Here is a 23939-nt window from a genome sequence, read left to right as displayed (position 1 = left end):
CCGGTGGGTCGTGGCCGGATTAGCTTCGCGCATGACCGAATCGAAGCGCAGCCTGCCAACCGCTCCATCGCTCGCCGCCATGCTGCCGCTCGCGGCGCTGTTCGGTGGGCTGTTCCTCGTCTGGGCCGGCTCAATCTTCTGGCTGCGGCAGCTGCCGCCCTCCGATGGGTGGGCGCGGCAGATCTTTCCGCTGCTGTTGTGGATCGGGGCGATCGCGCTCTGGGCCGTCTGGCAGAAGCCGAAGCTGCTCACCTTTGTCGGTCTTCTGCCGATCGGCCATCGGGCGCTCGCGATCACGGCTGCGACCTTCATCGCGATCTTCGGCTGGCATGCGCTCCGCGTCGCGCTCGGCCGTCCGCCGAGCGGCCTGCTCTCCGTGTTGCCAGTCGAGATCTATGTCTTCATGCTTGGCGGGATCCTGCTCAACGAAGTCCTCTTCCACGGCATCCTGCAGACGCGGCTGACCGAGCTGTTCGGGCCCAAGGTCGCAATCCCCTTGACCGCCGTCGTCGTGCTGGCTTTCCGCATGCCGAGTTTCTTCGTGGCGGACTCAACGGGGATCGAGCCGGTGATGCTCTACAGCATCCTGCTGCTCAGTCTTCTGGCCGGCATTCTCCGCTTCGTCTCCGGCAGTCTGTGGCCAGCCATCGCGCTGCAGGCCGGCAATGCGCTGGGAACGCTGCTCTAGCGGCTTAAGCCTTCGTTAACCGCGCCGATCGCTATCCTTTGGCATGACCGCTGCGCCGCCCCTGATCCTCGCCGCGCCCGACACGATCGCCATGATCGATGCCTGGGAGGAGCATCTGCGGGGTGAGCGGCGGCTGTCGCCGAAGACGCTCGAGGCCTATGGCCGCGATCTCGCGCAGTTTCTCTCCTTCATCACGCTGCATATCGGCAATCCGCCGACGATCGCCGATCTGGCCGATCTCCGCATGGGCGACATTCGCGGCTTCATGGCGAGCCGCCGGCAGGGCGGCGCCGGCGCGCGGACGCTGGCGCGGGGGCTTGCCGGGATTCGCTCCTTCATTTCCTTCCTTGAACGGGAGGGACTGGCCAATGGCGCCGCCTTCCGTGCCATGCGAACGCCGCGGCAGCCGAAGACATTGCCGAAGCCCTTGTCGCCGACGCTCGCCGTGCGCGTCACGGAAGCCGAGGAGCAACTCGACGACGAGCCCTGGGTCGCGGCGCGTAACGCGGCTGTGCTGGCGCTCTGCTATGGCTCAGGCCTTCGTATTTCCGAGGCGCTCGGCATCCGCCGCGCCGATGCGCCGCTTTCGGGCGAGGGGGTACTTCGCGTCACCGGCAAGGGTGGCAAGACGCGGCTGGTGCCCGTGCTTCCCGTGGTCGCCCAAGCGATCGCCGATTACCTTCGCCTCGCGCCGTTCGCGCCGAAAGCGGACGGCCCGCTCTTCATCGGCGTGCGCGGCGGGCCGCTCCGGCCACGCATTGTCCAGCTTGCGATGGCGAAAATGCGCGGTGCGCTCGGCCTGCCGGACAGCGCGACGCCGCATGCGCTCCGCCATTCCTTCGCGACGCATCTCCTGGCTGGTGGTGGCGATCTCCGCGCCATCCAGGAACTGCTCGGCCATGCCAGCCTCTCGACGACGCAGATCTATACCGGCGTCGACACGGAGCGCCTCTTCGCCGTGTTCGAGGAAACGCATCCGCGCGCGCGACGCCGGCCAGGCTGATCAGAGCGGTTTCAGCGTCACCACCATCGTGTCGATGACGAAGTTCCCGTCCGCATCGATCTCGAAATAGCGCCGAACATCGTCCGAGACCGCGCTCTGCAAGGCGCGGATCGCCTCGGCGAACACCTGCGGCGTGCGCATCCGCTCGATCCAGCTCTTGAAACCGAGCGGCAGGCGGCGGCGTGTCAGGGCGGTTGCCTTGAACCCGGCTTCTCCCGCGATCTCGATCCATTCCGCGACCGCATAGTTGCGGACATGCGAGGGGTCGCGCAGCATTTCGAAGGTCTGCAGGAACGTGTCGAATACCGGCAGTTCGGGGGCCACGACGTCGGCAAAGCCGGCAACGCCCGATGGCTTCAAAACGCGCCGCGCCTCGCGGAGGCCGGCCCGAACATCCTGCCAGTGATGCGCCGTGAAGCGGCACAAGACGACGTCAAAGCTCGCATCGGCAAAAGGCAGGCGCTCGGCCGGCCCCTGCACGGTTTCAATGCCTGTGAGGCCGCGCGCCGCCGCTTCGCGCGCGACAGCGGCCACCATGTCGGCCGAGAGATCATAGGCTGTGACCGACGGCGCGACCTTCGCCGCGGCATAGCTGACATGGCCGCCGCCGCAGCCGAGATCGAGCACGCGCGCCCCGGGGATCGTCGCGGCCAGTCCGGCGAGCTCGGCGATATCCTCGCCCTCGGCATGGACGCGGCTCGTCACATAGGCATTGGCCTGGCTGCCGAACTGGCGCTCGGCCAAGCTTGCCTGGCCGCCGAGCGTGGTCTCTTTCAATGTATCGGTCATGGTGGTGATCCCGTGGTGAGGGCGCGACAGGGCGCCGGCTCTCTGGATAGCTGCGCATAATACCCTGTTACCAGTTCCGATCTTATCCTGGTATAAAGCTCACCATGATGACCAGCGACGATACAAGGCGGCGCGAGCTCGGCGAATTCGTACGCGCGCATCGCGAGCGGCTGCGGCCGGCGATGTTTGGTCTCGATCCCGGCAGCCGTCGCCGCACGCCGGGCCTCCGGCGCGAGGAACTGGCGGGGCTCGCCGGTGTCAGCGCGACCTGGATCGCCTGGATCGAACAGGGCCGCGAACTCTCCGTCTCGCCATCGGCGCTGGTGCGGCTGGCGCGGGTGATGCGGCTGTCGCCGGCTGAGCGGTCCTATCTCTTCGCCGTCGCGGGGCGGGCCGATCCGGAACAGGCGGAAGCCCACGACGACGCGATGCCGGAGGAATTGGCGCCGATCGTCGCGGCGCTCGCGATGCCGGCCTATCTCATCGATCGCGCGTGGACGGCGCGGGCCTGGAATGGCCCCGCGGCACGGCTCTTCACAGGCTGGCTCGACGGGGCGGGCGAACGCAATCTGCTCCGCTTCATCTTTCTCGATCCGGCGGCGCGGCGGCTGATCGCCGATTGGGACATCCGCGCGCGGCGGGTCGCGGCCGAATTCCGCGCCGATTACAGCCGCCATCTGGCAGCGCCGGAAATGCGCGCTCTCGTCGGGCAGCTTGCCGAGGGCAGCCCGCTTTTCGCTGAGGCCTGGGAAGCGCATGCCGTCGTCGAGCGCGAAGGCGGGCTGCGGCTGTTCGATCATCCGGCGGATGGGCGGATCGCCTTTCGCCAGACGACGCTGCAGCCGGCGCGCCATCCCGAATGGAAGCTGGTCGTTCTGGAACCGATCGAAGCGGCTCAGGCGGCGCCGTAGCGGTTCGCCGCCTCGATGGTGAGGCCCATGCCGACCGAGCCGAACGTGTCGCCCTCGGCGGGACGCGCCTCCGGCACCGCCGCGAGGATGGCCTTGCGGACATGCGCGAGCCGCGTCGAGCCGCCGGTCAGGAACACCGCGTCGATCGCCTCGGCCTTGAGGCCGGCCGCGGCGAGGCAGCCCTTAATCCGATCAGCGATGGCGGCGGCCAGCGCCGCCGTCTCCATGACCAGCGTGTCGCGGGTCACCCGAGCTTCGAGGCCCTGCTCGATCCAGTCGAGCGGAATATCGGCGGCCGGCGTGTCGGACAGCGCGATCTTCGCCGCCTCGACTTCGATCGCCAGACGGTGGCCGCCGCGCTCGTCGACGACGCGGATCAGACGCTCGATCATCTCGGGATGGCGGGCCTCGCGGCGCACCTCGCTCAGTTGCTGCATCACGCCGCGCTCATAAAGCCGGTTGATCGTCGACCACGTTGCGAGGTCGTGGAAATAGCCCGAGGGCACCGGCAGGCCAGCGCGCTTCATGGCGCTCCGATAGCCGAGCATCGGCATCACCGTGCCGAGATTGAGCTGGCGGTCGAAATCCGTGCCGCCGATGCGCACGCCGTCATTGGCGAGGATGTCGTCGGCGCGCTCGGCGCGGCCGCGACGCTCCGGGCCAAGCCGGACGATCGAGAAGTCGGACGTTCCGCCGCCGATATCGGCGATGAGCGCGATTTCCTCGCCATTCACCTGGCGCTCGTAATCGAGCGCGGCGGCGATCGGCTCGTACTGGAACGAGATTTCGGAGAAGCCGACCTCTCGGGCGATCTCGGCGAGCACGCCCTCGGCCTTGCGGTCGCCCTCCGCGTCGCCATCAACGAAATGCACGGGGCGGCCATGCACCACCTGTTCGAGCTGATAGCCGGTTCGCGCCTCGGCCCGGCGCTTCGCCACGGCGATGAAATGGGCGATCACGGAACGGAAGCCGACGCGGGCGCGGCCGACCTGCGTCGTCTCGTTGATGAGCGGGTTGCCGAGCACGGCCTTGAGGCTGCGCATGAGACGCCCGTCATGCCCGTCGACATAGGCAGCGATCGCCGCGCGGCCGACCAGCGGGGCGGCGTCGCGGGCATAGAAGATGGCACTTGGCAGCGTGACGTCGTCGCCTTCGAGGGCGACGAGGGCCGGCGTCGCGGAGGCGAGACCGAGCGTCGAATTGGACGTGCCGAAATCGAGGCCGCACGCTGTCATGGCGTCGCTCCTGTCGGGGAACCGATCTCTCGGGAAAAGGGCTGGTCTGGTTAGTGGCATCGAGAGCCGAGATCAAGCCCGAATGCGCGTCATCGGGCGTAACGACTTTCGCTCCGCGCGCATTGATGCTGTTGTGCGGGCGAAATGGCAGGCGGAGGACGGGGCGGATGGCAATGGCGACAACACGGCCAGGCGGAATCACCATCGATGCGGCGCTGGACGCCGCCGGCACCGGCGCCTTCCAGCGCCGTCTGCTGGCGATCTTCGGGCTCGTCTGGGCCGCGGACGCGATGCAGGTCCTCGCGATTGGCTTCACGGCGCCATCGATCGCTGCGAGCTTCGGCATGACGGTTCCGCAGGCGCTTCAGGCCGGCACGCTGTTCTTCGTCGGCATGCTGATCGGGGCTGCTGCCTTCGGCCGGCTCGCGGACCGAATCGGGCGGCGGAATCTCCTCATCGTCACGGTGTTGATCGATGCGATCTTCGGTCTCGCCTCGGCCTTCGCGCCGAATTTCATCGTGCTGGCCGCCTTCCGCTTCATGACCGGCCTTGCCGTCGGCGGCACGCTGCCGGTCGATTACGCGATGATGGCCGAGTTCCTGCCGACGCGGCGCCGTGGCCGCTGGCTGGTGGCGCTCGAAGGCTTCTGGGCGCTCGGCACGCTCGTCGTCGCGCTCGCCGCCTGGTACGCGGCCAGCGCCGGCTTCGCGGAGCCCTGGCGGTTCATCTTCATCATCACCGCGCTGCCGGCTCTCGTCGGCGTCGGTCTTCGCCTGCTCATTCCCGAATCGCCCTATTACCTCGCCCGCAGCGGCCGCGAGAGCGAGGCGAAGGCCGTGCTCGATCGCATGGCGCTTGCCAATGGCGGGCGTGTGCTGCCCGGCCGGCTGACGGTCGAGCCCGTCGCCAAGCCGCCTTTCTCGGCGCTGTTCGCTGCGCCGATCGGTCGCCGCAGCGCTCTCATCCTCGCCGCCTGGCTGCTGGTCTCGGTCGCCTATTACGGTGTCTTCACCTGGCTGCCGGGCAAGCTGGTGAGCGAAGGGCACGGCTTCGTGCGCGGCTATGGCTTCCTGGTGCTGCTCGCGATCGCGCAGCTGCCCGGCTATGCGCTGGCGGCCTGGGGCGTCGAGCGCTTCGGCCGCAAACCGACCTTGATCGCGTTCCTGCTGCTGTCGGCAGCCGGCTGCTTCCTCTACGCGGTCTTGAGTGATCCGGGCCCGATCGCCGGCGCCATGCTGCTGATGAGCTTCGCGCTGCTTGGCACCTGGGGCGCGCTTTATGCCTTCACGCCTGAGCTCTATCCGACGACGCTCCGGGCCAGCGGCATGGGAATCGCGGGCGCGATGGCGCGGCTCGGCGGATTGCTGGCGCCGACCTTGGTCGGGATCGTGGTCGGTTACAGCTTCAACGTGGCGCTGGCGATGTTCGCGGCGCTGTTGCTCATCGGAGCGGTCTGCGCCGCGCTGATCGATGTCGAGACGAAGGGGGCGCCGCTCGCCTGAGCGAGGGCGCCCGCCCGATCAGAAATGGATCGACTTGAACCAGGCGCCGAGCGCGGCTTCCTTGACGCTCTCCGACATGGTCGGATGGGCATGCGTCGTGCGGCCGAGGTCCTCGGCCGAGCCGGCGAACTCCATCAGCACGACGATCTCGTGGATCATCTCGCCAGCACCAACGCCGACAATATGGCCGCCAAGCACGCGGTCGGTCTTGGCATCTGCCAAGATCTTGACGAAGCCTTCGGTCGCCAGCATCGCCCGCGCGCGGCCATTGGCCGAGAACGGGAACTTGCCGACCTTGTATTCGATGCCAGCCGCCTTCAGTTCCTCTTCGGTCCGTCCGACCGTGGCGATTTCCGGGTTGGTGTAGACGACGGAGGGGATGGCGCCGTAGTTCACATGACCCGCTTGACCGGCAAGGATCTCGGCGATGGCGACGCCCTCGTCCTCGGCCTTGTGCGCCAGCATCGGACCGGCGATGACATCGCCGATCGCATAGATGCCCGGTACGGTCGTCTGATAATGCGCATCAACCTTGACGCGGCGGCGCTCGTCGAGCGCGACACCGACGGCCTCAAGGCCGAGGCCCTCGGTATAGGGACGGCGACCGATCGCGACGAGAACGACGTCGGCTTCGAGCGTCTCGGTTTCGCCGGCACCGTCTTTCGCCGGCGCGACGCTGACCTTGAGCGTTTCGCCGGAGGTGTCGACGCCCGTGACCTTCGCGCCGAGCTTGAAGACGAGGCCCTGCTTCTGCAGCATGCGCTGGAACTGCTTGGCGACGTCGCCGTCCATGCCGGGGAGGATGCGGTCAAGGAACTCGACTACGGTCACCTCGGCGCCAAGGCGGCGCCAGACGGAGCCGAGTTCGAGCCCGATGACGCCCGCGCCGACGACGATCAGCTTCTTCGGCACGCTCTGCAGCTCAAGCGCACCGGTCGAGGTGACGATGCGCTTCTCGTCGATCTCGACGCCTGGCAGCGGCGTCGAGTCTGAACCGGTGGCGATGACGATCGCCTTGGTCTCCAGCGTTTCGGCCGAGCCGTCGTCCTTCGTCACCTGCACCTTGCCGGGGGCGAGGATCGCGCCGGTGCCGATGATGCCGTCGATCTTGTTCTTCTTGAACAGATAGGCGACGCCGTCGACATTCGACTTCACCGTCGCGTCCTTGTGCGCCAGCATCGCCGGCAGGTCGAGCTCCGCCGCGCCGACCTTGACGCCGAGCGGCGCCAGATGCCCGACATGATCGAACTGTTCCGAGGCATAGAGCAGCGCCTTGGAAGGAATGCAGCCGATATTGAGGCAGGTGCCGCCATAAGTGACCCGCTTCTCGATCACGGCGACCTTCAGCCCGAGCTGGGCCGCCTTGATCGCGCAGACATAGCCGCCCGGACCGGAACCGATGACGATGAGATCGTAGGACATTCGCTTGTTACTCTTGGCTCGGCGGCTGGCGGGCATCGCGAGCGCCGCCGGGGCGGCGCCCGGAACGCGGCGCTTAGAGATCGAGGATCAGGCGCTGCGGGTCTTCCAGGCTTTCCTTGACGCGGACGAGGAAGGTGACAGCCTCCTTGCCGTCGACGACACGGTGATCATAGGAGAGCGCCAGATACATCATCGGGCGGATCTCGATCTTGCCGCCGACGACCATCGGCCGCTCCTGGATCTTGTGCATGCCGAGAATGCCGGACTGCGGCGCGTTCAGGATCGGCGTCGACATCAGCGAACCGTAGATGCCGCCATTGGTGATCGTGAAGGTGCCGCCCTGCATCTCGTCGATCTTGAGCTGGCCGTCGCGGGCGCGCTTGCCATAGCTGGCGATCGTCTTCTCGATGCCGGCGAGCGACAGCTGGTCGGCATCGCGCACCACCGGGACCACGAGGCCCTTGTCCGTGCCGACAGCGATGCCGATGTGGTAGAAATTCTTGTAGACGAGGTCGGTGCCGTCGATCTCGGCATTGACCGCCGGGATGTCCTTCAGCGCCGCGATGACGGCCTTCACGAAGAAGCCCATGAAGCCGAGCTTGGCGCCGTGCTTCTTCTCGAACACGTCCTTGTATTGTGCGCGGAGCGCCATCACCGCGCCCATGTCGACCTCGTTGAAGGTCGTCAGCATGGCGGCGGTGTTCTGCGCATCCTTCAGGCGGCGCGCGATCGTCTGGCGCAGCTTGGTCATCCGCACGCGTTCCTCACGCGCAGCGTCGTCAGCCGGCGAGGGCGCGCGCATCTGGACCGGCGCGGCGGGCGCCGCCGGGGCGGGGCCCCGCTCGATCGCGGCAATCAGGTCGCCCTTGGTGACGCGGCCGTCCTTGCCCGATCCCGGCACTCCGCCGACATCGACGCCGTTCTCGGCAGCGAGCTTGGCCACAGCCGGGCCATTCGCGTCGGCGGCGACGGGCTTTTCAGGCGCTGCAACCGGCGCGGGCCTGGCCTGTTCTGCCTTGGCCGGCTCGGCCTTCGGCGCTTCGCTCTTCTGCGGTTCTGCCTTTGCGGCGGGCTTGGCAGCCGCGGCGCCGGCTTCGGCAATGGTGCCGAGCAGGGCGCCGACGCCGACGGTATCGCCGTCATTGGCAGCGAAGGCCTCGAGCACGCCTGCGGCCGGCGCGGGGACCTCGATCGTCACCTTGTCGGTTTCGAGCTCGACGAGCGGCTCGTCGACCGCCACCGCCTCGCCGATCTTCTTGAACCAGCGTCCGATCGTGGCCTCTGTCACGGATTCGCCGAGGGTGGGTACGCGGATTTCGGTTGCCATGACGGGGTCTCTGCGGTTCTGGTCTAGGGACGCGGATCGTGTGGATGTGAGGGACGGCGCCAGAGCGCCGCCCGATCAGGCGAAGGCTTCATCCAGGAAGGCGGCGAGCTGGGCAAGATGCTTCGACATCAGGCCCGTCGCCGTTGCGGCGGAGGCGGGGCGGCCGACATAGCGCGCCCGCTTGGCGGCGCCGCCGGCCTGGGCGAGCACCCATTCGAGATTGGGCTCGACGAAGCTCCACGAGCCCATGTTCTTCGGCTCTTCCTGGCACCAGACGACTTCGGCATTCTTGAAGCGGCCGAATTCGCCGACGAGCGCCTTGAGCGGGAAGGGATAGAGCTGCTCGACGCGCATCAGATAGACGTCGTCGATGCCGCGCTTCTCGCGCTCCTCATAGAGGTCGTAATAGACCTTGCCGGAACAGACGACGACGCGGCGGATCTTGTCGTCCGGCGCGAGCTTGATCACCTGGTCCTTGAGGAACTCGGCATCGTCCCACAGGAGACGATGGAACGAGGAGATCGGCCCGAACTGCGCGATGTGCGAGACGGCGCGCTTGTGGCGCAGGAGCGACTTCGGCGTCATCAGGATCAGCGGCTTGCGGATGTCGCGCTTCAGCTGGCGGCGCAGGATGTGGAAGTAGTTGGACGGCGTGGTGACATTCGCCACCTGCATGTTGTCCTCGGCGCACATCTGCAGCCAGCGCTCGAGGCGGGCCGAGGAGTGCTCGGGGCCCTGGCCCTCATAGCCATGCGGCAGCAGGCAGACGAGGCCCGACATGCGCAGCCACTTGCGCTCGCCCGACGACAGGAACTGATCGAACACCACCTGGGCGCCGTTGGCGAAATCGCCGAACTGCGCTTCCCAGAGCGTCAGCGTGTTGGGCTCCGACAGCGAGTAGCCATATTCGAAGCCGAGCACGGCCTCTTCCGAGAGCATCGAATTGATGACCTCGAAATTGCCCTGGCCTTCCTGGATGTTGTTGAGCGGGATGAAGCGCTCCTCGCTCTCCTGGTCGTAGAGCACAGAATGGCGCTGCGAGAACGTGCCGCGCTCGACATCTTGGCCGGACAGGCGGATGTGATGGCCCTCGACGGCGAGCGAGGCAAAGGCGAGCGCCTCGGCGGTCGCCCAGTCGATGCCGACGCCGGTCTCGATCGCCTTCTTGCGATTGTCGATGAAGCGCTGGACGGTCTTGTGTACGCGGAAATCGGCGGGAACGGCGGTGAGCCGCTCGCCGATGCGCTTCAGTTCGTCGATTTCGAGGCCGGTCTTGCCGCGGCGCGGCTCGTCGTCCTGCTGAGCGGCCTTGAGGCCGGCCCAGGCGCCGTCGAGCCAATCGGCCTTGTTCGGCTTGTAGGACTGCCCGGCTTCGAACTCGGTCTCGAGCTTGGCGCGCCACTCGGCCTTCAGCGTGTCGACCTCGGCGGCGGAGACAAGCCCCTCGGCAACCAGCTTGCCGGCATAGATGTCGACGATCGCCGGATGGCTACGGATCGTGCGGTACATCAGCGGCTGTGTGAACGCCGGCTCGTCGCCCTCGTTGTGACCGAACCGGCGATAGCAGAACATGTCGATGACGACCGGCTTGTGGAACTTCTGCCGGAATTCGATCGCGATCTTGGCGGCGTAGACGACCGCTTCCGGATCATCGCCATTCACATGGAAGATCGGCGCCTCGATCATCTTGGCGACGTCGGAGGGATAGGGCGAGGAGCGCGAGAAGCGCGGATTGGTGGTGAAGCCAATCTGGTTGTTGACGATGAAATGCACCGAGCCGCCCGTGCGATGGCCCTTGAGGCCGGACAGGCCGAAGCATTCCGCCACGACGCCCTGGCCGGCAAAGGCCGCGTCGCCGTGGATCAGCAGCGGCAGAACCTCGGAGCGCACATAGTCCTTGCGCAGGTCCTGCTTGGCGCGCGCCTTGCCGAGCACCACCGGATCGACGATCTCGAGATGCGAGGGGTTGGCCGTCAGCGACAGGTGGACCTTGTTGCCGTCGAACTCGCGGTCAGACGAGGCACCGAGGTGATACTTGACGTCACCCGAGCCCTCGACGTCGTCGGGCGCATAGGAGCCGCCCTTGAATTCGTGGAAGAGCGCGCGGTGCGGCTTGGCCAGCACCTGCGTCAGCACATTGAGGCGGCCGCGATGCGCCATGCCCAGCACGATCTCGTGCACGCCGAGATTGCCGCCGCGCTTGATGATCTGCTCGAGCGCAGGAACCAGCGCCTCGCCGCCATCAAGGCCGAAGCGCTTGGTGCCGGTGAACTTGACGTCGAGGAACTTCTCGAAGCCTTCGGCCTCGATCAGCTTGTTGAGGATCGCCTTCTTGCCTTCATTGGTGAAGGAGATCGCCTTGTCCGGCCCCTCAATCCGAGCCTGGATCCAGGCCTTTTCGGCCGGATCGGAGATATGCATGAACTCGACGCCGAGCGTCGAGCAATAGGTGCGCTTCAGGATCGCCAGCATCTCCGGGATGGTGGCGAATTCGAGCCCGAGCACGTGGTCGATGAAGATCTTGCGGTCGTAATCGGCCTCGGTGAAGCCGTAGCTCGACGGGTGCAGTTCCTCATGGTCGCCGGCGGTGGCGAGATGGAGCGGATCGAGATCGGCGTGAAGATGTCCGCGCATCCGGTAAGCGCGGATCATCATGATCGCACGCACCGAGTCGCGCGCGGCCTGTTGCAGCGCCGCTTCCGAGACCGGCTGGGCCGCAGCTGCGCCGGCCGGCGCCTTGCTGGCGGCGCCCTCGGCCTTGGCCTTCAGCTTGTCGGTGACGATACGTTCGATCTGGCCCCAGTTGCCGTCCATGGCGGAGACGAGTTCGCCATTCGCATGCACCGGCCAGTCGGATCGTTCCCATGTCGCGCCGCGCGCCTCGGCCGCTACCGTGGCCGGATCGTCCTTCAGCGCAGAAAAGAAATCCCGCCATTCGGCTTCGACCGAGGCGGGGTCCTTCTCGTAGCGTCCGTAGAGGTCTTCGATATAGGCGGCATTGCCGCCATAGAGAAACGAAGACGATTGAAAGGCCGCGTTGGCTTGTTCGCGTGACATGGTCCAAGCGAGGAGCCCCTTGGCTCCTCTCTCCCTGATCGCGCGGCAAGGACGCCGCGCCGTTACATTTTCCCCGTCATTCCTGCCCCGGAATGTCGGTCTTTGCCCTCACCCCTTCAAGACCTCAACCAAGGTCTTTCCAAGGCGCGCGGGGGAGGGCGACACCTTGATACCGGCCGATTCCATGGCCGCGATCTTGTCCTCGGCGCCACCCTTGCCGCCGGAGATGATCGCGCCGGCATGGCCCATGCGCCGTCCGGGCGGAGCGGTGCGGCCCGCGATAAAGCCAACCATCGGCTTCTTGCGGCCACGCTTCGCTTCGTCCTTGATGAACTCGGCCGCCTCTTCCTCCGCCGAACCGCCGATCTCGCCGATCATGACGATCGACGTGGTGGCATCATCGGCCAAGAACATTTCCAAAATGTCGATGAATTCGGTTCCCTTGACCGGATCACCGCCAATTCCGACAGCGGTCGTCTGGCCAAGGCCTTCATTCGTCGTCTGGAATACAGCTTCGTAGGTCAACGTTCCCGAGCGCGAAACGATGCCGACGCTGCCGGTCTTGAAGATATTGGCCGGCATGATGCCGATCTTCGAAGCGCCTGCTGTCACGACGCCCGGGCAGTTCGGCCCGATCAGCCGCGACTTGGAGCCCGAGAGCGAGCGCTTGACCCGCACCATATCCAGAACGGGGATGCCCTCGGTGATGCAGACGATCAGCGGGATCTCGGCGTCGATCGCCTCGCAGATCGCATCAGCGGCGCCGGGCGGCGGCACATAGATCACGGAGGCATCGGCGCCGGTCGCCGCGCGCGCTTCGGCCACGGTGTCGAAGACCGGCAGACCGAGATGCGTCTGGCCGCCCTTGCCGGGCGACGTGCCGCCGACGAGCTTGGTGCCATAAGCGAGCGCCTGCTCGGAATGGAACGTGCCGTTCTTGCCGGTGAAGCCCTGGGTGATGAGCTTGGTGTTTGCGTCGATCAGGATGGACATCAGACGGCTTCCTTCACGGCCTTGACGATCTTCTGGGCGGCGTCGTCGAGATCGTCGGCGGGGATGACGTTCAAGCCGCTCTCGCGGATGATCTGCTTGCCGAGCTCGACATTCGTGCCCTCGAGCCGGACAACGAGCGGCACCTGGAGGCCGACGGCCTTCACGGCGGCGATGACGCCTCGCGCGATGACGTCGCATTTCATGATGCCGCCGAAGATGTTGACGAGGATGCCCTTCACCTTCGGATCAGATGTGATGATCTTGAAGGCCGCCGTCACCTTCTCTTCGCTGGCGCCGCCGCCAACGTCGAGGAAGTTGGCAGGGCTTTCGCCATAGAGCTGGATGATGTCGAGCGTCGCCATCGCGAGGCCGGCGCCGTTGACCATGCAGCCGATCGTGCCGTCGAGCGCGATATAGGCGAGGTCGAACTTCGAGGCCTCGATTTCCTTCTGGTCTTCCTCGGTCTCGTCGCGCAGCGCGACGACATCGGGATGACGGTAGAGCGAGTTCGAATCGAACGACACCTTGGCGTCGAGCACCTTGAGGTGGCCGTCCTTGGTGACGATCAGCGGGTTGACCTCGAGCATCGCCATATCCTTGGCGACGAAGGCCGCATAGAGCTTGGAAGCGACGTCATAGGCTTCCTTGGCAAGCGCGCCGGAAAGGCCGAGCGCCTTGGCGACCGTCAGGCCATGATGCGGCATGATGCCGGTGGCCGGGTCTACGGAGAAGGTCTTGATCTTCTCAGGCGCCGAATGAGCGACTTCCTCGATATCCATGCCGCCTTCGGTCGAAACGACGAAGGCGATGCGCGAGGTAGCGCGGTCGACGAGGATCGAGAGGTAGAACTCCTTCTCGATGTCCGAGCCATCCTCGATATAGAGGCGGTTGACCTGCTTGCCGGCCGGGCCGGTCTGCACAGTCACCAGCGTCGAGCCGAGCATCTGGCCCGCGAAGGCCTTGACCTCGTCGATCGACTTGGCGAGGCGGACGCCGCCCTTCTCGCCGGCGGTTTCTTCCTTGAACTTGCCCTTGCCGCGGCCACCGGCATGGATCTGCGACTTGACGACCCAGAGCGGGCCGCCAAGCTCGCGCGCCGCAGCTTCCGCCTCGGCTGCCGTGAAGATCGCGACACCGTTCGAGACCGGCGCGCCGAAGCCCTTCAGGAGGGCCTTGGCCTGGTATTCATGAATGTTCATGGAGTGCGTTCCGCCTTCTGGGGATCGGAGCCGAGACGGCCGGTGATCAGGCGCCGAGCGCCGGGACGATCTTGACGCAGGCCTCGACCAGGCTTTCGACCGAAGCAACCGACTTGTCGAGCATGGCCTGTTCGGACTTGTCGAGGCTGATCTCGATGATGCGCTCGACGCCGCCTTCGCCAATGACGATGGGAACGCCGATGTAGCGGCCCTTGATGCCGTACTGCCCGTCCAGCATCGCGGCTGCCGGGAGAACGCGCTTCTTATCCTTGAGGTAGCTCTCCGCCATTTCGATGGCCGAGGCCGCCGGGGCATAGAAGGCCGAGCCGGTCTTCAGGAGGTTGACGATCTCGGCGCCGCCGTCGCGGGTGCGCTGCACGATCTGCTCAAGGCGGTCCTTCTCGATCCAGCCGAGCTTGACGAGATCGGGAAGCGGGATGCCGGCGACTGTCGAGTAACGGATGAGCGGCACCATCGTGTCGCCGTGGCCGCCAAGCACAAAGGCGGTAATGTCCTCGACCGAGACCTTGAATTCTTCGGCGAGGAAATAGCGGAAGCGGGCGCTGTCGAGCACGCCGGCCATGCCGACCACCTTGTTCGCCGGCAAGCCCGAAAACTTCTGCAGCGCCCAGACCATCGCGTCGAGCGGGTTGGTGATGCAGATGACGAAGGCGTTCGGGGCATATTTTTTGATGCCGGCGCCGACCTGTTCCATCACTTGAAGATTGATGCCGAGCAGGTCGTCGCGGCTCATGCCAGGCTTGCGCGGCACGCCGGCCGTGACGATGACGACATCGGCACCTTCGATCGCGGCATAGGACGATGCGCCTGACAGCGCCGAGTCGAAGCCGATGACCGGCGAGGCCTCGGCGATGTCGAGCGCCTTGCCCTGCGGCACGCCGTCGGCAATGTCGAACAGGACGATGTCGCCGAGCTCCTTAAGGCCGGCGAGAAGTGCGAGGGTGCCGCCGATCTGACCGGAACCGATCAGGGCAATCTTGGCTCGAGCCATGTGCAAGGTCTCCCGGGAGAGGTTTACCTAAACGTAAGGTCCACAGTCGGATGGCTGCCGGAACGGGGGCGGCATAGCGCGATTGGGTCGCGGGCGCAAGTCGAACAAAAGCCATGAGCCGCACAATTCCGCCATCGATGCCGAGAGCTTACGTGCGCGTCATGTCTCGACGATGAACCCTTTGTGAGGCGCCTTCTGGTAATCGAGCGATCGCATCTCGGTCAGCCGCGAGGCCGTGCGCGCGAACTCGAATGCCTCGGTTCCCTCGCTCGCCCGATAGAGTTCGTCCGGCTCGGCTGCAGCGGAGACGATGATCCGGACATGGCCGTCATAGAGCGCATCGACCAGCGTGATGAAGCGCTTGGCCTCGTTGCGGCGGCTCTCGTCCATCACCGGGATGTGATCGATCACCACCGTGTTGAATGCATGCGCGATGGCCAGAAAATCGCTCGGGCCGAGCGGCCGTGCGCAGAGATCCACGAAATCGAAGCGGGCGACACCCTGCGCTGCTGCCGGTACCTGGAGATCCCTTCCGAGCACGGAAAGCGTCGTCGGCTGCGGCGTGCCGCCTGCCGTCAGACGCGCGAAGGCCGTGTCGATCGCCGCGTCGGCTTCCGGGCCGAGGGGCGTCAGATAGACGGGCAGTTGCTCCAGCTTCTCGCGCCGATAATCGGTGCGCGCACCGAGCTCGACGACCTCGGTCTGCGCCTTCAGGAGCTTGATGAACGGCAAGAAATGATCGCGGTTGAGGCCGCCGCGATAAAGGTCGTCCGGCGCGACATTCGAGGTCGCCACCATCACGACGCCGGCTTCGAACAGTCGCGTGAACAGACGGCCAAGGATCATCGCATCGGCGATGTCGGTGACGCTGAATTCGTCGAAACAGATGAGTTCGGTCTCGCGGACGATGTCCTCCGCGACGGGGACGATCGGATCGTCGGCTTTAAGCGTGCCGGCCTTGATGGCCTCGCGCACGCGAAAGACGCGGGCATGAACGTCGGCCATGAAGTCGTTGAAATGCGCGCGACGCTTCCGCTCGGGCACCGCCTCGGCGAAGAAGAGGTCCATCAGCATGGTCTTGCCGCGGCCGACCGCGCCATGGACATAGAGGCCACGCACCGTTTCGCGTTCGCGCTGGCGCTTGCCGAACAGCCAGCCGAGCGAGCTGCCTTTATGGGCGAGGCGTCGTGTCGCGAGATGCTCGTTGAGGCGGTCGAGCTTGGCGACCAGCGCGCGCTGCGCCGGATCGCCCTCGATCTCGCCATCGGTGACGAGGCGCTCATACGCCTCGGCGACGCTGGCGCGAACCGGCAGCCCCTCGCTCACGCGCTTGCTCCCGAAGTCGCTTGATGCCTAGCGCGAGAAGGCGATCGGCTGGCCCGAATCAGCCGTTCCAGCGAATGAATTGGTGCCGGCCGCATTGAGATGAGCCACCGGGGCACCACCCGCGCCGGCGAGAACGACCTGCGAGCCATTGAGGCTCCATGCCGAAATGCCCTTCAGCGTCGGCGACTGGCAGCCGCGGGTCGAGGCCCGATAGCCGCCGGTCCAGGAGGTCAATGTCATGAAGAGCTGGCAGCTCTCGGAGCCGGACCGCAGCGACCAGCCGCCGAGCAGATCGGTCCGGCCAAGCTCAGCCCGCGCCACCGTCGCGCCGGGTGCGCCCTGTGGTGCGGTGGTGGCCGGCAGGCTCGCAGCGTCGGCGGGCGGCAGCGTGGCGCTTGACGGCGGGCTTGGCGGCAATGTCTGGGCGTTCGGGTCGACCGGGGGCGGCGGCAGAGCGCTCTTCTCGACCGGGGCGGAAGCCACGGGGGGCAGCGTGTCGTTGTCGACGGGCCGCGGCTGATCCATCGGGCCAAGCCCAACAGCGCCGAACGAGCCGCAGCCGGCGAGCGCCGCAGTCAGCATGATCGGCGCAAGACGGCTGAGACGCATTGCATTCTCCTTCATCGGTCGCGGGCTCAATCTGGCCTCGGCGGAGTTGGCCATCGCCAAGCTGGCCATGAAATCAGGCCGCTTTGAAGGCGGACCATCCCTGTTGCCGGATCTCTCCGTTGGTGGCCTGCTTCGCTGCGCCTGAAGTCGGCGGGTTTCGTTGGCGCATTACGGCATCTCGCCGGCATCGACAAGGCACAGGAAGCAACAGTCGCAGAAAAACCGCGCCTGCCAGTCCGTCACTCGGCGCCGTGGCAGCAGGCTTCGATGTTGTGGCCGTCCGGGTCGAGCACGAAGGCCGCATAGTAATTCGGGTGGTAATGCGCCCGGATGCCGGGCGCTCCATTGTCGCGGGCGCCGGCTGCCAAGGCGGCCGCGTAGAATGCGTCGACAGCCGCACGATGGGGTGCCGAGAAGGCCACATGCAGGTGTGGGGCCGTCCTGCCGCCTTCCCAGATCCAGAAATCAGGTTTGCCGCCAGCACCGAAGCCGGCGCCCTTGAAGCCGGCTTCCGCGGGAATATCCATCACCTTGGTGATCCCGAGTGCCGCCAGCACAGGCTCATAAAAGGCCAGCAACCTCGAAAAGTCGCTGACCTGAAAGCCGAAATGATCGATCGTCCCCGCCATGCTGCGTCCCCCGTGCAGCCGGCGCGGCATGCACCGGTCAATTCGTTTTCGGCTCCGGCTCTATGGCAAGCCCCAGTTCGGCCGCCTTGCCGATGATCTCGCCGATCGGCCGGTGCATCGCCTGCGCGATCACTTCGGCCGGAACACCTTCCCCGGCCAGTTCGCGCAACCGGCCGATCGCCTCGACCGTCCAGCGCGGCGCCGCATCGCTGACATGAGTATTGCCGAGATTGGTCATGGCGTCCTCCTCCGCTTCCCGTCCTCGGAGGAAATGACCGATGGCCGACGAAGGTTCCCGCCGCGCCTGCGGCTTGGTCCTGCCTAGACGCGTCGCTCCACCATCATCTTCTTGATCTCGGCGATCGCCTTCGCCGGATTGAGGCCCTTCGGGCAGGTCTGCGCGCAGTTCATGATCGTGTGGCAACGATAGAGGCGGAACGGATCCTCGAGATTATCGAGCCGGTCGCCGGTCGCCTCGTCGCGGCTGTCGATCAGCCAGCGATAGGCCTGCAGCAGCACGGCCGGGCCGAGATAGCGGTCGCCAGTCCACCAGTAGCTCGGGCAGGAGGTCGAGCAGCAGGCGCAGAGGATGCACTCATAGAGCCCGTCCAGCTTCTCGCGGTCGGCATGGCTCTGCAGCCATTCCTTCTCGGGCACCGGCGTCGCGGTCTTCAGCCAAGGCTCGATCGAGCGGTGCTGCGCATAGAAATGGGTGAGGTCGGGGACGAGGTCCTTGATCACCTCCATATGCGGCAGCGGATAGATCTTCACCGCGCCCTTCACATCCTCGATGCCCTTGGTGCAGGCGAGCGTGTTGGAGCCGTCGATATTCATCGCGCACGAGCCGCAGATACCCTCGCGGCAGGAGCGACGGAACGTCAGCGATGGGTCGACCTCGTTCTTGATCTTGATCAGCGCGTCGAGGACCATCGGCCCACAATCGTCGAGATCGACGAAATAGCTGTCGACATGCGGATTGGCGCCGTCATCAGGATTCCAGCGATAGATCCGAAACTCGCGGACATTGTTGGAGCCGGCCGGGCGCGGCCAGGCCTTGCCTTCGTTGATCGTCGAGTTCTTGGGGAGCGTGAGCTGGACCATGCGCTAATCCTTTGGCCTCCCGGCATGCGCCGAGGCATTCGAGTCAGTCTTTTTAAGAAAGGCGAAGATGACGGTGTCGAATGTCCGCAGAGGCAGCCCCTGGAACAGTTCGATGAGGCGATACATCCAGACGCGGCCGCCATGATAAGCGGGCTCGGGATTGCCCGTGTGGCTGGCGTGGAGGAAACGGCCGGGCGGGAAGTGTTGTTCAAGCGCGGCCAGCGTATTCACGCGGTAGTATTTGGGAAACACGTCATGCTCGAGACGGTTTTGCTGCACCATCTTGAGGAGCGCCGATTGCACCTTGTCCGGCGACAGCCGCGCGGCCATGGCGACATAGCCCCATTTGTTGGGGGTTCGGGCGCAGAACCAGCCGCCGGGCTTCAGGATACGATCGACCTCCGCGGCGAAGCCTGCCGGATCTTCGATATGCTCCAGTACCCAGTCTGAATAAACGAGATCGAACGAGGCGTCGGCAAAAGGCAGCGGCTTGCCCGGTTCGATGACATGCGCCTCATCGAGGCCCGGATTGCTCATGACCACCGGGTCGACATCGCAGCCGACGAGGCGCGCGACCCGCCCGCGCAGCCGGCTCTTGCGGCTGACATAGGTGTCGCGATCAAACTGCGCGCCACGACCGGCGCCGAGATCGAGCACCACCATGTCCGGCGTCAGCAGCGCATCGATGCGGATGTAGAAATCCAGCGACCCATCGTCCCGCGGAAAGCCGCCCGCTGCTCGCTCCGGCCGCATCCGTTGACTGAAACTCGATATGGCATGCACGACGTCTCTCCCTTCGTCGTGGCGATGCGCTCGATCAGCGTTTGTTTGTTTTCTCTTGGTCGAGGCATCCCCGTGCACTGCACGCCCGTCGACGACTGGCATGGCCGCACAACCATAGATCATCCGCGACGTATGACGAGGAGTCTTGACGCCGATCCTGCGTGCATTTGACCAAAACGCGCTCGAAGGAAGAGTATTTTTGGCGGCTCCAAGGTTGCGGGCGGGGAGAGGACTTCTGCTCATCGCCGATCCTTGCGGATCATCAGCTTGAGCCCGGACCAGATAGGATCGATGGCCGCGACCTTGACGTCGACGAGATCAAACGCCAGCGCCGCGTCGCGAACGGCATCCTCGGTCACGTCGGTGGCGACTTTCGACGCCTTTTTCGGCCAGGACACCCAGATCATGCCGTCGCGGCGGATGGCTTCCTGCAGTCTCGGCAGGTGCATCTCCATCTCGGCGCGGGCGATCGTGAAGGCGTGGATCGCATCGAAGGATCGCGGCGCGCCGAGATTGGCTGACCATGTGCCGGTCTGGACGACCCGCTTGAACGGTGCCGCATCGGCGAGCGTTGCGAGACCCTCCGGCAGCGCCACGAATGCGATCTCCATGCCCACCTTGAAGCCAAGCTTCTCGGGCAGGGAGCGCTTCGAATAGCCGGCTGCTGGCTGGATTTCGCTCACGATGCTGGTCCGGGCGTGCCTAGTAGACGCGGGCCTTCGGCTCGATATAGGCGATGTCGTTCGACATCGTGTAGGTGTGCACCGGCCGGTCCTCGAGCGTCACGGTCTTTGCCACGGTGTCGACGAAGGCGAGGGAGTGCTTCATCCAGTTGACGTCGTCACGGTTCGGGAAATCCTCGCGGGCATGGGCGCCGCGCGATTCCTGACGGTTCTGGGCCGAGTCCATCGTCGCGACCGCCTGAACGATCAGGTTCTCGAATTCGAGCGTCTCGATGAGGTCGGAATTCCAGATCAGCGAGCGATCGGTGACACGGACGTCATTCGCATCGCGCCACACGTCGTGGATCAGCTCGTGACCCTCATCAAGGACTTCGCCGGTTCGGAAGACAGCGCAGTTCGACTGCATCACCTTCTGCATCCGGAGACGCAGCGCCGCCGTCGGCGTCGCGCCGTCGGCATAGCGCAGGCGATCGAAGCGGGCCATCGCCGCCGCCCCCGCCTCCTTCGCGAACTCCGGCTGCTTCTCGCCCGGCTGAACGGTCTCGATCGCACGGAGCGCCGCGGCGCGGCCGAACACGACGAGATCAGTGAGCGAATTGGAACCGAGACGGTTGGCACCATGCACGGAGACACAGGCCGCCTCGCCGACAGCCATCAGGCCCGGGACGACGCTGTCGGGATCGCCGCCAACCTTGGTCAGCACTTCGCCGTGATAGTTGGTCGGGATGCCGCCCATGTTGTAATGGACCGTCGGCAAGACCGGGATCGGCTCCTTGGTCAGGTCGACGCCGGCGAAGATCTTGGCGCTCTCGGAAATGCCGGGCAGCCGCTCATGCAGCAGCGCCGGATCGAGATGGTCGAGATGAAGGTGAATATGATCGTTCGCCTTGCCGACGCCGCGCCCTTCGCGGATCTCCATCGTCATCGCGCGCGAAACGACGTCGCGTGAGGCGAGATCCTTGGCCGAGGGCGCGTAGCGCTCCATGAAGCGCTCACCTTCGGAATTGGTGAGATAGCCGCCTTCACCGCGGGCACCCTCGGTGATCAGGCAGCCGGCGCCGTAGATGCCGGTCGGATGGAACTGCACGAATTCCATGTCCTGCAGCGGCAGCCCGGCGCGCAGCACCATGCCGCCGCCATCGCCGGTGCAGGTATGGGCCGAGGTCGCCGAGAAGTAGGCACGGCCGTAGCCGCCGGTGGCGAGGATGGTCTTCGCCGCGCGGAAGCGATGCAGCGTGCCGTCTTCCATCGAGAGCGCGACCACGCCGCGGCAGGCGCCATCCTCCATGATCAGGTCGATGGCGAAATATTCGATGAAGAACTCGCAGGAATGGCGGAGCGACTGTCCGTAGAGCGTGTGCAGGATCGCGTGGCCTGTGCGATCGGCAGCGGCGCAGGTGCGCTGCGCGATGCCCTTGCCGAAATTCGTCGTCATGCCGCCGAACGGGCGCTGGTAGATCTTGCCGGCCTCGGTGCGCGAGAACGGCACGCCGAAATGCTCGAGTTCATAGACGGCGGCTGGCGCGTTGCGAACGAGATATTCGATCGCGTCCTGATCGCCGAGCCAGTCCGACCCCTTGACGGTGTCGTACATGTGGAAGCGCCAGTCGTCCTCGCCCATATTGCCGAGCGCGGCCGAGATGCCGCCCTGCGCCGCCACGGTGTGGCTGCGGGTCGGGAACACCTTGGTGATGCAGGCGGTCTTGAGACCGCCCTCGCTGGCGCCGAGCGCGGCGCGGAGGCCTGCGCCGCCGGCGCCGACGACGATCACGTCGAACGTATGGTCGATAAAGGGATAGGCGCGGCCATTGGTGGCCGGCGCGCTGCCATTGGCCTCAGCCATGTCAGACTCCGAAGCTGAGCTTGAGAAGGGCGACCGCCGATGCAACGGCGATGGCGACCGAGAAGAATGTATTGGCGATCTGGGCGATCAGCCTGGCGTTGCCATGAAAATAATCCTCGATGATCACCTGCATGCCGATCTTCATGTGCCAGGCCCCGGCGCCGACCATGAGAATCATCAGCAGCGCGACAAACGGATTGCCGAGCGCATGCGCGACCTCCGGATAGGGCCTTCCGGCGAGCACTATGACCAGCACGATGAAAGCTGTCGTCAGGAAGGCGAGGGCGAGGCCCGTGAGGCGCTGATACCAGAAATGACCGGTGCCTTCGCGGGCCGAGCCGAGGCCGCGGACGCGGGAAAGCGGAGTTCGCATCGACATGGGCGTTGTTCCTCAGCTGACCGCGAGGCCGACGATCCAGATCAGGATCGTCAAGACGACGGAGCCGATGATGTTGGCGCGGGCAAGATTGTCGCGGGCGGGCTTGGAGAAGCCCGCGCCGACATCCCAGATGAAATGCCGGATGCCGCCGAGCAAGTGATGCACGAGCGCCCAGGTGTATCCGAACAGCACGAGGCGCCCGATCCATGATCCGAGCACGCCGCTGGCGACATCGAAATAAGTGGGGCCGGCGGCCGCGGCGATGACCCACCAGGCCAGCAGCAGGGTGCCGGCATAAAGGGCGATCCCGGTGGCGCGATGCAGGATCGACATCAGCATCGTGATCGGCCAGCGATAGATCTGCAGGTGCGGAGAGAGCGGCCGGCTCGTCTTCGCCTCGGCGTTCGACATGGGTTCAATCCTCCTGCCGCTTACGTTCACGTAAGTGTCGCGCTTCTCTGAACTAGAGCGGTTCTACCCCCATAGCAAGACGTGGTCAAAGCCGCATGCGCCTGTCGCGACCGGCGAGGTCGTCGCAGGCGTCGGCAGTGTAATCGGCGATGGAAGCGCGCGCCGCGCTCAGTGCAGCGACTTCAAGCCCCGGAACACGAAGCTGTATTCCTCACCCGTGGCCGAGACGGCGAACAGGGCATAACCGGCGGCACGCAGCGCAGCGATGGACGCCTTGCTCCTTGCGATGCCGACACCCGGGAAGCGGTGGTGATATTCGACCAGCAACTGGCTCGGCCTGATCGTCGAGGCGAGGAGGTCGGTGACGACCTGATATTCGGCGCCCTCGATGTCCATCTTGAGGATGTCAACGTGGTCATGGCCGAGTTCGTGGGTGATCGTCGCCAGCCGCTTCACCGGCACAGTCACCGCGTGCGCCGCCGTCGACGGCCGGTCCAGCATCGTGTGCGAGACGTGATGGGCATCTTCTGGCGGGTTGAAGGTCACGAGGCCGTCGATATCGGCCAGGCCATAGGCATGCATGTGGAAGTTCGGGGAAAAATGCTGCGCCTCGACCCATTCCACCGATGACGGCGTGGGATCGAACGCCTCGACGGTGACGCCGAGCTGCTCGATGATGGCGATGTCGAAAGACGCGTCGTGGCCGATCCCGAACGAATAAACGACGGAATCTGGCTTGATCCCCTCCGGAATGATGCACCAGCCGCCATAGGCCGAGCCGTAATGCTGGTTTGGGATCTGAATGTCCGGCTTTTCGAAGAAGTCGTGGCCGCCGACGGCACGCAACTGCCGCCGCAATGTGCGCAGAATATGCATAGAGCCCCCCAGCTGATCATGGATCTCCACCGGGGAACTAAGTTCTTCCCCCAAAGAACCAATCCACCGACGATTCCACGTTATCGCCTCGGGTGATAGCCGGTTCATGCGGCGGCCGGCGCAATCGTGCGAAATACTTCCCTCTGCACGCCGCTTGCATC

General features: G+C 65.5%; 23 protein-coding genes. 4 read left to right on the top strand and 19 right to left on the bottom strand.

Annotated features, from left to right (window positions below):
* Positions 1–31 precede the first annotated feature (31 nt).
* The gene (locus LB518_RS12745) at positions 32–688 is read left to right on the top strand and encodes a CPBP family glutamic-type intramembrane protease (protein WP_224577892.1); all 657 of its coding nucleotides are present in this window, start codon (positions 32–34) and stop codon (positions 686–688) included.
* A gap of 43 nt (positions 689–731) precedes the next feature.
* A complete protein-coding gene (locus LB518_RS12740; protein WP_502845828.1) occupies positions 732–1691 on the top strand; it encodes a tyrosine recombinase XerC in 960 nt (319 codons plus the stop codon).
* On the opposite strand, the gene LB518_RS12735 is transcribed toward LB518_RS12740, so the two are convergent.
* Entirely contained in the window at positions 1692–2480 is a 789-nt protein-coding gene (locus LB518_RS12735; protein WP_224577891.1) for a class I SAM-dependent methyltransferase, read from the bottom strand.
* A gap of 104 nt (positions 2481–2584) precedes the next feature.
* On the opposite strand from LB518_RS12735, the gene LB518_RS12730 reads away from it, so the two are divergent.
* Positions 2585–3391, top strand: coding sequence for a helix-turn-helix transcriptional regulator (locus LB518_RS12730; protein ID WP_224577890.1), 807 nt, complete (start codon positions 2585–2587; stop codon positions 3389–3391).
* On the opposite strand, the gene LB518_RS12725 is transcribed toward LB518_RS12730, so the two are convergent.
* Positions 3376–4626 carry an Hsp70 family protein gene (locus tag LB518_RS12725; RefSeq protein ID WP_224577889.1) on the bottom strand — a complete coding sequence of 417 codons (1251 nt, stop codon included), beginning with the start codon at positions 4624–4626 and terminating at the stop codon, positions 3376–3378. The two genes, LB518_RS12730 and LB518_RS12725, sit on opposite strands and share 16 nt — an antisense overlap.
* A gap of 167 nt (positions 4627–4793) precedes the next feature.
* Here LB518_RS12725 and LB518_RS12720 point away from each other — a divergent pair, with 167 nt between their 5' ends.
* The gene (locus tag LB518_RS12720; protein ID WP_502845827.1) at positions 4794–6128 is read left to right on the top strand and encodes an MFS transporter; all 1335 of its coding nucleotides are present in this window, start codon (positions 4794–4796) and stop codon (positions 6126–6128) included.
* Between the two features lie 18 nt (positions 6129–6146).
* Here the strand turns inward: LB518_RS12720 and lpdA are convergent, their stop codons facing one another.
* From lpdA to LB518_RS12635, 17 genes are all read right to left on the bottom strand, one after another.
* Positions 6147–7550, bottom strand: coding sequence for a dihydrolipoyl dehydrogenase (lpdA, locus tag LB518_RS12715; protein WP_224577888.1), 1404 nt, complete (start codon positions 7548–7550; stop codon positions 6147–6149).
* Positions 7551–7623: 73 nt separating this feature from the next.
* The gene (gene odhB, locus LB518_RS12710) at positions 7624–8877 is read right to left on the bottom strand and encodes a 2-oxoglutarate dehydrogenase complex dihydrolipoyllysine-residue succinyltransferase (RefSeq protein ID WP_224577887.1); all 1254 of its coding nucleotides are present in this window, start codon (positions 8875–8877) and stop codon (positions 7624–7626) included.
* A 75-nt stretch (positions 8878–8952) separates the two neighbouring features.
* Entirely contained in the window at positions 8953–11934 is a 2982-nt protein-coding gene (locus LB518_RS12705; RefSeq protein ID WP_224577886.1) for a 2-oxoglutarate dehydrogenase E1 component, read from the bottom strand.
* Between the two features lie 108 nt (positions 11935–12042).
* Positions 12043–12927, bottom strand: a complete 885-nt coding sequence (gene sucD, locus LB518_RS12700; RefSeq protein WP_224577885.1) for a succinate--CoA ligase subunit alpha — start codon at positions 12925–12927, stop codon at positions 12043–12045.
* On the bottom strand, positions 12927–14126 hold the full coding sequence (gene sucC / locus LB518_RS12695) for an ADP-forming succinate--CoA ligase subunit beta (protein WP_224577884.1): 1200 nt from the start codon (positions 14124–14126) through the stop codon (positions 12927–12929). Before sucC ends, sucD begins: the two co-directional genes overlap by 1 nt.
* A 46-nt stretch (positions 14127–14172) precedes the next feature.
* Positions 14173–15138 carry a malate dehydrogenase gene (gene mdh / locus LB518_RS12690; protein WP_224577883.1) on the bottom strand — a complete coding sequence of 322 codons (966 nt, stop codon included), beginning with the start codon at positions 15136–15138 and terminating at the stop codon, positions 14173–14175.
* 159 nt (positions 15139–15297) lie between these two features.
* Positions 15298–16464: a cell division protein ZapE gene (zapE, locus tag LB518_RS12685; RefSeq protein WP_224577882.1), complete on the bottom strand. Its 1167-nt coding sequence runs from the start codon at positions 16462–16464 to the stop codon at positions 15298–15300.
* A gap of 27 nt (positions 16465–16491) precedes the next feature.
* Positions 16492–17073: an AprI/Inh family metalloprotease inhibitor gene (locus tag LB518_RS12680; RefSeq protein WP_224577881.1), complete on the bottom strand. Its 582-nt coding sequence runs from the start codon at positions 17071–17073 to the stop codon at positions 16492–16494.
* Positions 17074–17312: 239 nt separating this feature from the next.
* Positions 17313–17702 carry a VOC family protein gene (locus LB518_RS12675; RefSeq protein ID WP_224577880.1) on the bottom strand — a complete coding sequence of 130 codons (390 nt, stop codon included), beginning with the start codon at positions 17700–17702 and terminating at the stop codon, positions 17313–17315.
* Positions 17703–17739: 37 nt separating this feature from the next.
* Positions 17740–17940, bottom strand: a complete 201-nt coding sequence (locus LB518_RS12670) for a hypothetical protein (protein WP_224577879.1) — start codon at positions 17938–17940, stop codon at positions 17740–17742.
* 83 nt (positions 17941–18023) lie between these two features.
* Positions 18024–18803: a succinate dehydrogenase iron-sulfur subunit gene (locus LB518_RS12665; RefSeq protein ID WP_224577878.1), complete on the bottom strand. Its 780-nt coding sequence runs from the start codon at positions 18801–18803 to the stop codon at positions 18024–18026.
* Positions 18804–18806: 3 nt separating this feature from the next.
* On the bottom strand, positions 18807–19586 hold the full coding sequence (locus LB518_RS12660; RefSeq protein WP_224577877.1) for a class I SAM-dependent methyltransferase: 780 nt from the start codon (positions 19584–19586) through the stop codon (positions 18807–18809).
* A 239-nt stretch (positions 19587–19825) separates the two neighbouring features.
* Positions 19826–20260: a DUF3052 domain-containing protein gene (locus LB518_RS12655; protein WP_224578187.1), complete on the bottom strand. Its 435-nt coding sequence runs from the start codon at positions 20258–20260 to the stop codon at positions 19826–19828.
* 28 nt (positions 20261–20288) lie between these two features.
* A complete protein-coding gene (gene sdhA / locus LB518_RS12650; protein ID WP_224577876.1) occupies positions 20289–22112 on the bottom strand; it encodes a succinate dehydrogenase flavoprotein subunit in 1824 nt (607 codons plus the stop codon).
* Position 22113: 1 nt separating this feature from the next.
* Positions 22114–22485, bottom strand: coding sequence for a succinate dehydrogenase, hydrophobic membrane anchor protein (gene sdhD / locus LB518_RS12645; protein WP_224578186.1), 372 nt, complete (start codon positions 22483–22485; stop codon positions 22114–22116).
* Between the two features lie 18 nt (positions 22486–22503).
* Positions 22504–22902, bottom strand: a complete 399-nt coding sequence (gene sdhC / locus LB518_RS12640) for a succinate dehydrogenase, cytochrome b556 subunit (RefSeq protein WP_224577875.1) — start codon at positions 22900–22902, stop codon at positions 22504–22506.
* 168 nt (positions 22903–23070) lie between these two features.
* Positions 23071–23939, bottom strand: an 869-nt coding sequence (locus LB518_RS12635) for an FkbM family methyltransferase (RefSeq protein WP_224577874.1), incomplete at its 5' end; no start/stop codon positions are given.

Origin of the sequence: Mesorhizobium sp. BR1-1-16, assembly GCF_020165495.1 — a bacterium.
Classification (GTDB): Bacteria; Pseudomonadota; Alphaproteobacteria; order Rhizobiales; family Kaistiaceae; genus Kaistia.
The sequence above is the reverse complement of the archived record's forward strand: the minus strand, read 5'-3'. Positions and strand labels throughout refer to the sequence as shown.